Origin of the sequence: Loktanella sp. 3ANDIMAR09, assembly GCF_001420005.1 — a bacterium.
Lineage (GTDB): Bacteria > Pseudomonadota > Alphaproteobacteria > Rhodobacterales > Rhodobacteraceae > Loktanella.
This window is the reverse complement of record NZ_LJAK01000017.1, coordinates 23,543-36,816: the sequence shown is the minus strand read 5'-3', so window position 1 is coordinate 36,816 and position 13,274 is coordinate 23,543. Positions and strand designations below refer to the sequence as shown.

The window sequence follows — 13,274 nt, the reverse complement described above, 5'->3', positions numbered from 1 at the left end:
TCCCGTTCGAAACTTGGCGGACGGTAGACGAGGGCGCGTGCGGCCTCAAGCGGGGATCACTTGGGCAGGGGATCCTGTGCTGCAAACCAGGCGGCAACGTCATGGCGTTCCTGCACGTCCATGTCACGGGCGATGCCGTGCATCGGGCTGAGGCTGTAGAGGTCCGCATCCGCGTCGGACCCCAGACTTTGCAGGCGGTTTTCGATATAGCGGCCGGCCTGTCCGTGCAGGCGCGCCACGATCGGTAGATCGTCCGTGGGTTCGGCACCGTGGCAGGACAGGCAGGCGGGGATGTTTTTGTCCGCGATGCCGTTCTGCGCGATCACTTGGCCATTGGCGATTTCGGCAGCGGTCGCAAAGGGATCGGATGGTGCAGGTGACGGCTGTGCGACGGCGTTGCCAAAGTATTGGGCAAGGTCGGTCTTGTCCTGATCCGACAGGCGCCCGGCCACCATCGACATCGTTTCGTTGTCGCGTTCGCGTGCATGAAAGGCGCGGAGTTGCTGGGCAAGGTAAGTGGCGGTCTGGATCGTCAGGTTCGGAAATTCGCCCGAGTCCACGCCCACGCCGGATTCGGTGTGACATTCGGCGCAGACCTGCCCCACGATCGTTTCGGCATTCGCCAGATCGGCGGTCGCCATGGTCAGGGCCGGGGCCGTTTCCCCCACCGGCTGTGCCGCGAAATAGGCGGCCAGGTTGGCGCGGTCCTCGGGGGTCAGCGCTTGGGCGATATGGCCCATGGGCTGCCATGCGCCGTCACCATACCAGGTGCCTGTCGCGAATTGGTCCAGCTTGTTGCGCAGATAGGCCTCTGATTGGCCGGAAATCGCGGGGACCACCATGTTGGCCTGCGTTTCGATGTTCTGATGGCAGGTATAGCAGGCGGGAATGACGGCGTCCGGCTTGCCCATCAGCGCGATTTGTTCACCGGCGGCGCGATCGGCGGCAGAGGCCTGATCCTGCGGCGACGGCACATCGGGCAGGCTGTCGTAATAGGCGGCGAGGCCGTCGATCTGGTCATTGGTCAGGCTGGCGGCCACGGTCATCATGATGCCAGAGGGCCGGGCACCGGATGCATATTCGCGCAGCGCCTTGGCCAGATAATCCGCGGATTGCACCGTCAGGTTCGGCGCAAGGCCCAGCGTCGGGCTGCCGCTGCCGTCGGCACCGTGGCAGGAGGTGCAGGTTGCGATGATATCGTTGTTGCTGGCGTATTCGTGCCAGCCTGTGCCGGGGGCCGCGTAGAGGTATTCCTCGATCGGGTAGGCCTGCGGACCGCGATCCATCGGGCCAAGTGCGACCGGTGCCTCGAACGGCAATGCGGGCGCATCTTCGGGCATGGTGCGGGTGGTGCCGGCGATATATTCCTCGGCGGTCATGTTGGGCAGATTGCGGATGAACGCCACGACAGACCAGATTTCGTCAAAGTTGCTGTCGGCAGGCCAGGACGGCATGGCCGAGAATTTCACCCCGTTGCGCAGGATCACATAGAGCTGTTCGTCCGAAAACTGGTCGACCACAGCAGGCAGGTGCTGGGGGCGCGGGCGTTGTGACAGGGCGATTGGCGATTGTCCCAGTTCGGGGCCGCCGTGGCAGCTGGAACAGACGTTGTTGTAGTGCTGCATGCCAAGGGCGATTCGTTCGGGCGACATCAGGTCATCGGGGGCGGTGAACTGTCCGGCGGTGCGTGCGGTGGACCGTTTGAACACAAAGTGCAAAAGCTGCGTCGTCACCTGCATGTGCGGCGTGCGGGCCGATATGGGCATCAGCCCCAGGCTGATGGCGGCGACCCCCAAGATCCCCACCACGACGCCAGCGGCGGCAATCACGGCAAAAAACTTTTTCCAAAAGGCACGCGTAAACTGATCAAACATGACTAAGGCTCCTGACCTGACACGGTTGAGTTAGGTCACGATCAGGGCCTGTCGCGGAAAAAGTGGATTTAATTTCAGATGGTCGCGATGATGGCGCGCAGCACGTCGATTCCGTCGCCCTTGTCAGAGCTGGTCAAGATCAGTTCTGGATAGGCGGCAGGGTGTTTGGCGAGGGCCGCGCGGGTCTTGGCCAATGAGTCTTCGAGTGCCGTGCCTCTGACCTTGTCGACCTTGGTCATGACGACCTGGAATGTCACGGCGGACCGATCCAGCAGTGTCATCATTTCCTCGTCCACGGCCTTGGCCCCGTGGCGGGCGTCGATCAGCACAAAGACGCGGCGCAGGGTGGGGCGGCCGGACAGATATTGTTTCAACAGGGCCTGCCATTTGGCGACGACGGCGACGGGCGCATTGGCGAATCCGTAGCCGGGCAGGTCGACCACATAGAGATCGCCTGCTGTGAAAAAGTTGATTTCCTGCGTGCGGCCCGGCGTGTTGGACGCCCGCGCAAGCCCCTTGCGACCGGTCAGCGCATTGATGAGGGACGATTTGCCGACGTTGGAACGCCCGGCAAAGCACACCTCGAGGCGGTCGGCCTCTGGCAGGCCGTCCATGGCAACGACGCCTTTGACGAATTCGGTTTCGCCGGCGAACAGCAGACGGCCCTTTTCAAGCGCGGCGTCGTCGGGGCGTTCTGCCTCGGGGAAGGGTAGTTGCATCAGATCACCTCTGCCGTGTCGCCAAGTTCGATTGTGCCACCCTGGGTGACGATGGCGTAAACGCCGAAATCCGTGTGACCGAACCTATCGCGCAATACCGCGACAGTATCCAGATCACGCTGGCCCGTCACGGGGTTTGCACGGGTATGGGCGCAGCGTTCGATCGGGTCCACGATGTCGAGCATCACATCACCGATCCGCAGGCCGCGGCCATACCAGTTGAATTCGTCCCAGGCGGCAAATCCGTCCAGCCAGATGTTGCCGCGCCAGCGGGTCTGTTCCAGCGGACCGCCTACGGCGTTTGCAACAGCGTCGTGGCTGGCGGTGGACATGACGGACAGGCTGGCAAAATCGCTGTCGGTCATGCCGCGGTCGCCTGCGCTGACGATACCCCGCGGTTGCGGGCCGTCACCGGTCAGCGGTGCGACCCATTCGAGGAACCGTGCGATATCTTCGGAATCATCGGGGCGAAACGTCAGATCCCCAAGTTCCACATGCGACAGCGTCACGGTTGCCGTTGCCGTGTCGAGCCGCGCCCACAGTCCTGCCAGCGCAGGTGTGATCGCCCCGATCATGAAGTTGCGGCAAACGTCCCAGCCGTCACTGTCGCGGCTGCGGTCGTGGGTCACGGCCCAGCGGCGGTCCCAGGGCATCGTCTGCCCCTTGATCAGTGTCACGCGGTCCAGCGCCTCGCGGCCGTGGCTCTTGATGGGGTGACGCCACAGGGCGGCGACGCTCCCCATCGGTTGTGGCACCATCTACTTGGCCTTGTCCTTGGTGGATTTAGCCTTGGGGGCCTTGTTCGTGTTGGCGGGCACCGCTGCCTTGGCGTCCTTGCGCCGCTGGAACGATTCCTTGATGTTGCCGAACACGTCAGGCTTGGCCCCGTGGCTGCGCATGATGATGTACTGCTGCACGAATGTGATCGTGTTGTTGGTGATCCAGTACAGCACCAGACCCGATGCAAAGTTGCCGAGCATGAACATGAACACCCAGGGCATCCAGGCAAAGATCATCTTTTGCGTGGGGTCGGTGGGGGTCGGGTTCAGTTTCTGCTGCAACCACATCGAGATGCCCAGCAGGATCGGCAGGATACCAAGGCTGACCAGCGCAAAGATCGACGCGGGATCCGGCACGCCCCAGGGCAGCAGGCCGAACAGGTTCAGGATCGAGGACGGGTCCGGTGCGGACAGGTCGTTGATCCAGCCGACCCAAGGTGCGTGGCGCAGTTCGATGGTGACAAAGATCACCTTGTACAGCGAAAAGAAGATCGGGATCTGCAACAGGATCGGCAAACAACCGGCGGCTGGGTTCACCTTGTTGTCCTTGTACAGTTTCATCATGCCCTGCTGGAGCTGCTGGCGGTCGTCGCCGGCCTTTTCCTTCAGCTTTTCCATTTCGGGCTGAAGTTCTTTCATCTTGGCCATGCTGACATAGGATTTGTAGGCCAGCGGCAGCACGATGAGTTTCAGCACAAAGGTCAGGCCGATGATCGACCAGCCCATGTTGCCGATCACGATGTTGATGTGGTGCAGGACCCAGAAAATCGGCTTGGTCAGGAAAAAGAACCAGCCCCAGTCGATGCTGTCGACAAAGTTCAGCACGCCAGCGCGTTCGTAGTCGCGGATGGCCTCCCATTCCTTGGCCCCGGCAAACAACTGGGTGGTGACGGTGGCCGATGCCCCTGCGGCCACGTTGACGGGCATCTGCACCGCCTCGGCCTGAAAGATGTCGCGGCTGGGGAAATATTTCGACGTGGACCGGAACGGCGTGCCGTCCTGCGGAATCAGCGTCGTCATCCAGTAGTGGCCGGTGTAGCCGATCCACCCGCTGCCCGTGACGTCCAGCCGTTCGGCGTTGGTGCCTTCGGCGGGATCGATGTTGTAATCCTCGATATTGCCGTATTTCGTTTCTTCCAGCTCGCCGTCGGTCATGCGGACCAGACCTTCGTGCAGGATAAAGAAATTTTCGACGTCTGACGGAATACCGTACTGGCGGATCAGGCCATAGGGACGGATCGCGATTTCGGCAGTGCCGGTGTTTTCGACGGATTGGGTCACGTCGAACATGAACTTGTCATCGACCGCGATTTCGGTGCGGAAAATTTGACCGGCACCGTTGTCCCAGGCCAAGGTGATGGGGCTGTCGGGGGTCAAGGTCTCGCCGTTTTCGAGTGACCACAGCGTGTCGGGGCCGGGCACGTTGGCGGCGTCCACACCGGTCACGGCGGCCCAGCCAAAGCTGGCGAAATAGGCGTCAGGTGTGCCCGCGGGCGACAACAGCGTGACCTGGGGCGAATCCGGGTCAACCTCTTCGCGGTACCGGGTCAGCTTGATGTCGTCGATGCGGCCACCCAGCAAGGAGATGGAGCCATCCATTTCAGGTGTTGCGATCGGCACGCGCGGCGCGTCAGCGCTGGCGTCGGTGGGGGCTGTCACACCGCTGTCGGTCAGCGCGGCGTTGGGCACCGCCGCCTCTTCCATCTGGGCGGTCGCATCCTCGAGCGCGGCGGGCGACTGCGCGGGCGGCGGGAACAGCAGGAACCAGACGAGGATAACCCCAAAGCTGAGGGCTGTCGCCAAGATCAGATTCTTGTTTTGGTCGTCCATGAACCGGGCCTATCCATCGCTGATTTAGAATCCGGTTGGTTCAACCCCCCAAGGCCCCAAAGGTCAAGAGGTTTCAGGGTCTTTGTGATCGCGCGCCAACCCCATGAAGTCGAAAAGCGCAGGGTCCAGCAGGTGACTGGGGCGCGTATTCATCAGCGCGCTGAACATTTTGCCGCGCCTGCCGGGGGCGTTTGCCTCCCAGCTGTCCAGCAGCTGTTTCACCTGCTGGCGCTGCAAACCGTCCTGCGACCCGCACAGATCGCAGGGAATGATCGGATAGTTCATGGCGCGGGCGAATTTGTCGCAATCGGCCTCGGCCACATGGGCGAGGGGACGATAGACGAACAGATCGCCTTCGTCGTTCAGCAGCTTGGGCGGCATGGTCGCCAGCTTGCCACCGTGGAACAGGTTCATGAAGAACGTTTCCAGAATGTCGTCGCGGTGATGGCCCAGCACGATGGCGCTGCAGCCTTCTTCGCGGGCGACACGGTACAGGTTGGCGCGGCGGAGGCGCGAACACATGGTGCACAGGGTGCGGCCCTGCGGGGTTTTTTCCATCACGATGGAATAGGTGTCGCGGTATTCGATGCGGTGGGGGACGCCCATTTTTTCCAGAAATTCCGGCAGGACCGTTGCGGGAAACCCCGGTTGCCCCTGGTCCAGATTGCAGGCCAGCAGGTCCACGGGCAGCAGGCCGCGCCATTTGAGTTCGTGCAGCACAGCCAGCAGGGTATAGCTGTCCTTGCCGCCCGACAGGCATACCAGCCAGCGTGCGCCGGGTTCGATCATGCCGTAGCGGTCGATCGCCTCGCGGGTATCGCGCACCAGCCGCTTGCGCAGCTTGCGAAACTCGGTCGTGTCGGGTGCGCCGTAAAACAGCGGGTGGATTTCTGGATCATCTAGCATGGGCTGCATCTACTGCGATCAGCGCACAAGACCAAGTGAAATTGCGCTGGGCACGCGATGCTGTGGCGCTACCTGCGTTACATAACAGGAGGGCATCCCATGCGATTTTTCACGGTAGCGATTTTTGCGGTCTTGGCGGCCTGCACGGGCAAGCCGTCGTTCGAGGACGAAACCCTTGGCGGGCCGAAATTGAACCTCGAGGAATTTTTCGACGGCGAACTGGTGGCCTACGGTCAGTTTCAGGACGTGCTGGGCACGGTGCGCCGCAGCTTTGTGGTGGATATCACCGGTGAATGGGACGGCGAGGTCCTGACCCTGACCGAGGATTTCGTCTATGAGGACGGCAGCACCGAACAGCGGATCTGGTCACTGACGAAAACCGGGCCTGACAGCTGGGTCGGCACCGCGCCCGGCGTGATCGGGCAGGCCGTGGGGCAGGAACAGGACAACCGTTTCAACTGGCGCTACGAGATTGACCTGCCGATCCCTGCGGCGGATGGCACGTCGGAAACGTTGCGCGTGACCTTTGACGACTGGATGTGGTTGCTGACGGACAAGCGGCTGTTCAACCGCGCCTATGTCAAACGCTACGGGTTCGATATCGGTGATGTCAGCATTTCGTTCGAGAAACCGGATTAATCCGGCACGTTGTCAATGCCGCTGCCGCCCCAGGGGTGGCAGCGCGCGATACGGCGAATGGTCAGCCAACCGCCCTTGATGGCGCCATGTCGTTCAAGCGCCTCGAGCGCATAGACCGAACAGGTGGGGTGATAGCGACAGCCGTGCCCGACCCAGGGCGACAGCAAAAGGCGGTAGGCGCGCACCGGCAGCGCCAGCAATCGCGCGCCGGGCGTCACCCGTGAACCTTGCGCAGGGCGCGGATCAGGTCGGATTGCAACTGGGTGAACGGCAGGGCCGCTGTCTGTTCAGCGCGGCCGACCAGAACGTAGTCCCAGCCGGGACGGGCGTGTTGCGGCAAGGTCAGGCGGGCCACCTCGCGCAGGCGGCGCTTGGCGCGATTGCGCGCCACGGCATTGCCGACCTTTTTCGAACAGGTGAAACCGACGCGCACGGTGTCATCGCCATCGTCGCGGTTGCGCCCCTGCAGGTGGATGCCCGGTGTGCCCTGACGGCGCGCGTGGCTCGCGGCGATGAAATCACGCCGCTTTTTCAGGACCGGCAAACGCGACAAGGCCGCCGGTGCAACCCTGTCGGGTGCCTCCGGCGGCCTGTTGTTGACGTCGCTCAAAACCTGTGCGCTTACGCGCTCAGCTTCGACCGGCCCTTGGCGCGGCGTGCGTTGATGATGTTGCGACCTGCCTTGGTCGCCATCCGTGCGCGAAAACCGTGACGGTTCTTGCGGACCCGGTTGCTGGGCTGGAATGTGCGCTTCATGGCAAAACTCCGGTTCGGGGGCCGATCCACGGATGGATACAAGGCCCGTATCAATTCAGACCCGTCCTTTAGGCGGTGCCATACATGCTGTCAACGCAAACAAGCCCGGAATGCGCTGAAACATTTTCGAAATGCGACACGAGACAAATGTTACAATTCGGCCGCAGTTGCACGGTATCGCGTCAAATCGGTCAACCCCTTGTGAGAAGCCTGTCACCGCTGCGACATTCTGCCAACTGTAGGTCACAACCGTCACCTGCGCCCAAAGAGAAAGAGTGTCCATGTCGCCCAGTTCCCCGGATCAGCCCAACCCCATCCTGCGGCGATTGCCGCTGATCGGTATCGCAATTGCAGCTCTGCTGGGTTTTTGGCTGCTGCGCGACTACCTCAGTTTTGATGCGCTGCGCCAGAATCGCGAGGCGCTGATCGCGTTTCGGGATGCGAATTACCTGCTGTGCGTGCTGGGGTTCATCGCGGCCTATGCGGCCATCGTGGGGTTCAGTCTGCCGGGGGCGACGATTGCCACCCTGACGGGCGGGTTCCTGTTCGCCAGTTTTCCGCAGGCCTTTCCCGTGCTGCCGGGGGCCATCTACAACGTCACCGGGGCGACGCTGGGCGCGGTTGCGCTGTTTCTGGCGGCGCGCTGGGGGTTGGGCGACACGCTGGCCCGCAAGATGGACACCGGCGAAGGTGTGGTGAAACGGATCAAGGACGGGATCGACGAAAACCAGTGGTCGATGCTGTTCCTGATTCGCCTGGTGCCCGCGGTGCCGTTTTTCGTGGCGAACCTTGTGCCGGCGCTGGTCGGTGTGCCGCTGTTCCGGTTCGCGGTGTCCACGTTTTTCGGAATCATGCCGGGGGCAGTTGTCTATACCTCGGTCGGCGCTGGGCTGAGCCAGGTCTTTGACAGGGGTGAAACCCCCGATCTGGGCATTATCTTTGAACCGGCGATCTTGTTGCCGATCCTGGGTCTGTGCCTGCTGGCCGCCCTGCCTATCGTACTCAAGGCCGTGCGCGGCAAGAAAGGGGTCTGACATGACCAAACGCATCAAGACGGACCTCTGTGTGATCGGTGCTGGTTCTGCCGGATTGTCGGTGGCGGCCGGGGCCGCACAGATGGGGGCCGACGTCGTCCTGATCGAGGGGCACAAGATGGGCGGCGATTGCCTGAATTACGGCTGCATCCCGTCCAAGGCGCTGATCGCCAGCGCAAAGCACGCCCATGCGGGCATCAACAACCAATCCTACGGTGTGGCCGATGTCTGGCCTGCCGTGGACTATGCCGCCGCCAAGGACCACGTCCAACGCGTCGTAGATACCATCGCGCCGGTGGACAGTCAGGAGCGGTTCGAGGGACTGGGCTGCACCGTGATCCGCGAAAACGCCCGGTTCATCTCGGACACCGAGGTGCAGGCGGGTGACACGATCATCACGGCCCGACGCTTTGTCGTGGCGACGGGGTCGGGGCCGCTTGTCCCGCCGATCGACGGGCTGGACAGCGTGACGGTGCATACCAACGAGACGATTTTCGATCTGCGCGAACGGCCCGATCACCTGCTGGTCATCGGCGGCGGTCCCATCGGCATGGAAATGGCGCAGGCGCATCGGCGGTTGGGGTGCAAGGTGACCGTGATCGAAGGTGCCAAGGCCATGGGCAAGGATGACCCCGAACTGGCGGCCATCGTGCTGGACAACCTGCGTGCCGAGGGCGTCGAGATCATCGAGGACGCCAAGGCCGAACGTGTCAGCGGCGATGAGGGCCAGATCACCGTGCATACCTCGCAGGGTGATTTCACCGGCTCGCATCTGTTGATGGCCGTGGGCCGCAAGGTCAACGTCGACCGGCTGGACCTGGAAAAGGGGCGGGTGAAATACGACCGCAGCGGGCTAAAGGTGGATGCCAACCTGCGCAGTGTCACGAACAAGCGGGTCTATGCCGCCGGTGACGTGGCGGGTGGTCTGCAATTCACCCATGTTGCGGGCTATCACGGCGGCCAGTTGGTGCGTGCGCTGATGTTCGGCCTGCCCGCCAAGGCGCGGACCGATCATATCCCCTGGGTCACCTATACGGACCCCGAACTGGCCCAGGTGGGTCTGACCGAGGCGCAGGCGCGCAAGAAACACGGGGCTGCCCTGACCGTGGTGCGCAGCGAATTCGAACACAACGACCGCGCCAATACGGAACTGAAAACCAAGGGCCTGATCAAGGTCATGGTGGTCAAGGGCAAACCGGTCGGTGCATCCATCGTGGGACACATGGCCGGAGAGCTGATCGCCATGTGGTCCATGGCCATCGCCAACGGCCTCAAGATGACGGCGATTTCCAATACCGTTTTGCCCTATCCCACCTATAACGAGATTAACAAACGGGCGGCGGGCGCCTATTTCACACCCAAGCTGTTCGAAAGCGATACGGTGAAAAAGGTGGTCGGTCTGGTCCAGCGCTGGCTACCCTGACCTTTCAGGAGGGGCGATGCTGAACACACTCTCAGGACGTTTCCTGATCCTGACCGTCATCTTTGTGATGCTGGCCGAAGTGTTCATATTCGTGCCCTCTGTCGCCCGGTTCCGCGAGGATTACCTGCTGGACCGGCTGGAACGGGCACAGATCGCGTCACTCGCGGTCGAGGCTGGGCCGATGATTTCGCCCGATCTGGAAGCGGAACTGCTGAAGAACGCGGGCGTGTTCAACGTCGTGCTGCGGCGCGACGATGCGCGCCAGCTGGCGCTGTCATCGCCGATTCCGTCGCCGATCTCGGCGACCTATGACATGCGCGATCCTTCGGCCTCGACGCTGATCCGCGATGCGATGGCGACCCTGCTGGATACCCAGCCGCGGATCATCCGCGTGATCGGTGACCCGGTGCAGGGCGCTGGGCGGTTGATCGAGGTGACGATGATGCAGGTGCCGCTGCGCGCGGCGATGCTGGAATACGGGCTGAACGTGTTGCTGCTGTCGGCGGTTATTTCGGTCATCACCGCGTTTTTGCTGTTCCTTGCGGTGCGCGTGCTGCTGGTGCGCCCGATCAAGGGTGTCGTCGATCACATGACCGCCTATGCCGCCGCACCCGAGGATGCGCGCCGCATCATCGCACCCAGCGCGGGGGTGCGAGAATTGCGAGACGCCGAGGTGGCGCTTCAGGCGATGCAGACCCAGTTGACCGGCGCGCTCAAGCAAAAGGACCGGCTCGCGCAGCTGGGGGGCGCTGTGGCCAAGGTCAGTCACGACCTGCGCAACATCCTGACGGCTGCGCAGCTGTTCACCGACCGGATCGAGGGGTCCGATGATCCGCTTGTCAAACGCATGGCGCCCAAGCTGGTCGGGTCGATCAGCCGTGCCGTCCACCTGTGCGAAAGCACGCTGGCGTTTGGTCGCGCGGACGAACCCGCACCGCGGCTTGATCATGTGAACCTGTCGCGCATCGTGGCCGATGTGATCGAGGGCGAACGCCTGGCCGCTGGCGATGATCCCGTATCTTTTGCCGAGGACATCCCGGCCACGATGATGCTGCGCGCCGACGAGGAACAGATGCACCGTGTGCTGACCAACCTGGTGCGCAACGCGCGCCAAGCGATTGCCGCGACGCACCGCGCTGGCGAAATCGCGGTGACGGCTGCCGAGGATGACACGTCATGGTGCATTCGCGTGGCCGACACGGGGCCGGGCCTGCCCGCCAAGGCGCGCGAACACCTTTTCCAGCCGTTCCAGGGCGGTGCGCGCAAGGGCGGGATCGGGCTGGGGCTGGTGATCGCCGGCGATCTGGTACGTGGCCACGGTGGTCGCCTGACGCTGGCCCAGACCGACGAAAACGGCACCGTGTTCGAGATCAGGCTGCCCAAGGCGGATTTTGCACTTTCCCCCACGAACGGCTGAATTTTCCGGTTTTGGGGGCTTGCATCAGTCGGGTGCTAGGTCTAGATGCAGCCCTACGCGGATTGGTAGCTCAGTTGGATAGAGTACTTGACTACGAATCAAGGGGTCGGGGGTTCGAATCCTCCCCAGTCCGCCATAATAAATTAAAATTTTAGTTTATTTTGTTCAGCGCCAATATCTTAACCGCAAGCTTCAGTCTCGGTCGATATTACTGTTATTGATTTGCTACCCATTTCGCACCACATTCTGCTACCCGAGGGTATTGGAGATGTGCGATGTCAGACAACCTCACCTTACGCGGCAAGACGTTTTACCTGAAGCGACGCGTGCCTGCGCGGTTTGCTGATGTGGAGCCGCGGCCTGTCATCTGGCACAGCTTGAAAACAGATTCTCGCGCGATTGCACTTTCGAAGGTGGAACGTGTTTGGGCGGGATACGTCGATGGATGGGAAGCGCGGCTTGCGGGGCGTGACGGGGATGCGGAGGCCCGGTTTCGGGCGGCGCGTGATCTGGCCGCGCGACAGGGTTATGCGTTTCTGTCGGCAGAGTCGGTTGCAAATCTTGAACTGATCGAACTGCTGCGCCGTGTTGAGGCGACTTTGGCACTGTCTAATGATGTGCAGCCAGAGGTTGCCGAGGCGCTGTTGGGCGGCGTTGAAGAGCCCGGCCTGATGCTATCCGGCCTTGTCGCGCATATCGAAGATATTGCATCGCATGACAACCGGTTCAAAAGCGCGCAGCAGATGCGGTTGTGGCGGAACCCGCGCGATCGCGCTGTTCGCAATTTGATCGAGGCGATTGGCGGGGATCGTAGGGTCGTAGACGTAACTGCGGCAGAAGCGTTGCAGCATCGTCGGCTGTGGCAGGGCAGGTTGAAAAGTGGAAGGCTGAAGGTCGCCTCTGCCAACAAGGATTTCCATTATATCGCTGGCATGCTGCGCCGGTTTTACGACGACCTTGGACAAGCGGCACCGCCGCAACCTTACGCCGGTATCTCGATCCGTGACCGACATGCCAAACCGACCCGCAAGCGAGAAGTGCCAGTCGATTGGATCAAGGAAAAATGGTTGGCACCAGGTGCGCTGGACGGAATGAACGACGAAGCACGCGATATCCTTTTGATCAGTATCGAGACAGGGTGCCGTCAGTCGGAAATCATGGATTTGCCCGCACGGGCGTTCAAACTTGACGCGCCGATCCCGCATTTGATGGTCGCGAATGAGGAGGGCGACGAGAGCGCGGACGATAGGCGGGAGGTCAAGAATGTGCATTCAGAGCGGCAGGTGCCGCTTGTGGGATTGGCACTGGCGGCCGCGAAACGCCATCCCGAGGGCTTTCCCCGCTACCGCCACAAACGGAGCTACTCGGCTGGCGTGAACAAATATTTGCGCGAGAACGGCTTGCTACCGGCAGGTGTGACCATTGGCGGTGTGCGCCATACGTGGGAAAGCCGGTTGAAAGCCGCGCAAGTGCCGATGGACGATCGCGGTGAGATCATGGGGCACAGCGTCAAGGAAGTCCGTGGCCGTGAGGTCTACGGCGACGAAATGGCGCTGCAGATGAGACGCGATGTTGTCGCGCGCATCGCACTGCCTGTGCCGGACCACTTGGCCTGAGGTCTCAGCGCGCCTTGCGCGCGATTGCCTTGGCCCGCGCCAGTGCGTCGGCCGAGCGACGGGCCGCTTCGAGTTCGGTTTCCAACCGCAGGAAGATCGGCAGGTAACGTTCGTTCTCTTCCAGAAGCAGAGCGACAGTCTCCAACGCTTTCTCGATACGTGCGGTATCAATGACTTTGTCCAGACGCAGTGCACGCCGACGGCCCGTCCGCGCGGCTGCGCGGTCGGGGCCATTGGCTGTCGTTGATGTCGGTGCGTTGGACAAAGTGATACCGTGCGCG

Annotated in this window: 14 protein-coding genes and 1 tRNA gene; 6 read left to right on the top strand and 9 right to left on the bottom strand. The window is 62.1% G+C overall.

Features of this window, described 5'->3' with window-relative positions:
* Positions 1-56: 56 nt before the first annotated feature.
* From AN189_RS17220 to ttcA, 5 genes are all read right to left on the bottom strand, one after another.
* Positions 57-1,874 carry a c-type cytochrome gene (locus AN189_RS17220; RefSeq protein ID WP_056038901.1) on the bottom strand — a complete coding sequence of 606 codons (1,818 nt, stop codon included), beginning with the start codon at positions 1,872-1,874 and terminating at the stop codon, positions 57-59.
* 74 nt (positions 1,875-1,948) lie between these two features.
* Positions 1,949-2,593: a ribosome biogenesis GTP-binding protein YihA/YsxC gene (yihA, locus tag AN189_RS17215; protein WP_056038897.1), complete on the bottom strand. Its 645-nt coding sequence runs from the start codon at positions 2,591-2,593 to the stop codon at positions 1,949-1,951.
* Entirely contained in the window at positions 2,593-3,351 is a 759-nt protein-coding gene (locus AN189_RS17210; RefSeq protein ID WP_253279664.1) for an MOSC domain-containing protein, read from the bottom strand. Before AN189_RS17210 ends, yihA begins: the two co-directional genes overlap by 1 nt.
* A complete protein-coding gene (gene yidC, locus AN189_RS17205) occupies positions 3,352-5,202 on the bottom strand; it encodes a membrane protein insertase YidC (RefSeq protein WP_056038892.1) in 1,851 nt (616 codons plus the stop codon). It abuts the gene before it with no gap.
* A gap of 63 nt (positions 5,203-5,265) precedes the next feature.
* Positions 5,266-6,108, bottom strand: a complete 843-nt coding sequence (gene ttcA / locus AN189_RS17200) for a tRNA 2-thiocytidine(32) synthetase TtcA (RefSeq protein WP_056039025.1) — start codon at positions 6,106-6,108, stop codon at positions 5,266-5,268.
* Between the two features lie 99 nt (positions 6,109-6,207).
* Here ttcA and AN189_RS17195 point away from each other — a divergent pair, with 99 nt between their 5' ends.
* Positions 6,208-6,747 (top strand): DUF3833 domain-containing protein, encoded by a 540-nt coding sequence (locus tag AN189_RS17195; protein WP_056038890.1) that lies wholly within the window; start codon positions 6,208-6,210, stop codon positions 6,745-6,747.
* Here the strand turns inward: AN189_RS17195 and yidD are convergent.
* The 3 genes from yidD to rpmH form a co-directional block, all read right to left on the bottom strand.
* Positions 6,744-6,965 (bottom strand): membrane protein insertion efficiency factor YidD, encoded by a 222-nt coding sequence (gene yidD, locus AN189_RS17190; protein WP_056038888.1) that lies wholly within the window; start codon positions 6,963-6,965, stop codon positions 6,744-6,746. The genes AN189_RS17195 and yidD overlap by 4 nt on opposite strands.
* The gene (rnpA, locus tag AN189_RS17185) at positions 6,962-7,300 is read right to left on the bottom strand and encodes a ribonuclease P protein component (protein WP_253279666.1); all 339 of its coding nucleotides are present in this window, start codon (positions 7,298-7,300) and stop codon (positions 6,962-6,964) included. The genes yidD and rnpA overlap by 4 nt, the downstream gene beginning before the upstream one ends.
* A 68-nt stretch (positions 7,301-7,368) precedes the next feature.
* Positions 7,369-7,503, bottom strand: coding sequence for a 50S ribosomal protein L34 (gene rpmH / locus AN189_RS17180; protein ID WP_056038884.1), 135 nt, complete (start codon positions 7,501-7,503; stop codon positions 7,369-7,371).
* 281 nt (positions 7,504-7,784) lie between these two features.
* Here rpmH and AN189_RS17175 point away from each other — a divergent pair, with 281 nt between their 5' ends.
* From AN189_RS17175 to AN189_RS17155, 5 genes are all read left to right on the top strand, one after another.
* The gene (locus tag AN189_RS17175; RefSeq protein ID WP_056038882.1) at positions 7,785-8,537 is read left to right on the top strand and encodes a TVP38/TMEM64 family protein; all 753 of its coding nucleotides are present in this window, start codon (positions 7,785-7,787) and stop codon (positions 8,535-8,537) included.
* Between the two features lies 1 nt (position 8,538).
* Positions 8,539-9,960 (top strand): NAD(P)/FAD-dependent oxidoreductase, encoded by a 1,422-nt coding sequence (locus tag AN189_RS17170; RefSeq protein ID WP_056038879.1) that lies wholly within the window; start codon positions 8,539-8,541, stop codon positions 9,958-9,960.
* Between the two features lie 16 nt (positions 9,961-9,976).
* Complete coding sequence (locus tag AN189_RS17165; RefSeq protein WP_056038876.1) at positions 9,977-11,377, top strand: HAMP domain-containing sensor histidine kinase; 1,401 nt, start codon at positions 9,977-9,979, stop codon at positions 11,375-11,377.
* A 59-nt stretch (positions 11,378-11,436) separates the two neighbouring features.
* Positions 11,437-11,513, top strand: a tRNA-Arg gene (locus AN189_RS17160).
* A gap of 139 nt (positions 11,514-11,652) precedes the next feature.
* The gene (locus tag AN189_RS17155; protein ID WP_056038873.1) at positions 11,653-12,993 is read left to right on the top strand and encodes a DUF6538 domain-containing protein; all 1,341 of its coding nucleotides are present in this window, start codon (positions 11,653-11,655) and stop codon (positions 12,991-12,993) included.
* Between the two features lie 4 nt (positions 12,994-12,997).
* Here the strand turns inward: AN189_RS17155 and AN189_RS17150 are convergent, their stop codons facing one another.
* Entirely contained in the window at positions 12,998-13,258 is a 261-nt protein-coding gene (locus tag AN189_RS17150) for a hypothetical protein (protein ID WP_056038870.1), read from the bottom strand.
* Between the last annotated feature and the right edge of the window lie 16 nt (positions 13,259-13,274).

What these genes read in the sequence shown, in the direction of transcription:
- AN189_RS17155 (WP_056038873.1), top strand. Translation starts at nt 11,653, where the DNA reads ATGTCAGACAACCTCACCTTACGCGGCAAGACGTTTTACCTGAAGCGA.
- AN189_RS17195 (WP_056038890.1), top strand. Translation starts at nt 6,208, where the DNA reads ATGCGATTTTTCACGGTAGCGATTTTTGCGGTCTTGGCGGCCTGCACG.
- yidC (WP_056038892.1), bottom strand. Translation starts at nt 5,202, where the DNA reads ATGGACGACCAAAACAAGAATCTGATCTTGGCGACAGCCCTCAGCTTT.
- AN189_RS17220 (WP_056038901.1), bottom strand. Translation starts at nt 1,874, where the DNA reads ATGTTTGATCAGTTTACGCGTGCCTTTTGGAAAAAGTTTTTTGCCGTG.
- ttcA (WP_056039025.1), bottom strand. Translation starts at nt 6,108, where the DNA reads ATGCTAGATGATCCAGAAATCCACCCGCTGTTTTACGGCGCACCCGAC.
- AN189_RS17170 (WP_056038879.1), top strand. Translation starts at nt 8,539, where the DNA reads ATGACCAAACGCATCAAGACGGACCTCTGTGTGATCGGTGCTGGTTCT.
- AN189_RS17210 (WP_253279664.1), bottom strand. Translation starts at nt 3,351, where the DNA reads ATGGTGCCACAACCGATGGGGAGCGTCGCCGCCCTGTGGCGTCACCCC.
- yihA (WP_056038897.1), bottom strand. Translation starts at nt 2,593, where the DNA reads ATGCAACTACCCTTCCCCGAGGCAGAACGCCCCGACGACGCCGCGCTT.
- AN189_RS17165 (WP_056038876.1), top strand. Translation starts at nt 9,977, where the DNA reads ATGCTGAACACACTCTCAGGACGTTTCCTGATCCTGACCGTCATCTTT.
- AN189_RS17175 (WP_056038882.1), top strand. Translation starts at nt 7,785, where the DNA reads ATGTCGCCCAGTTCCCCGGATCAGCCCAACCCCATCCTGCGGCGATTG.
- rpmH (WP_056038884.1), bottom strand. Translation starts at nt 7,503, where the DNA reads ATGAAGCGCACATTCCAGCCCAGCAACCGGGTCCGCAAGAACCGTCAC.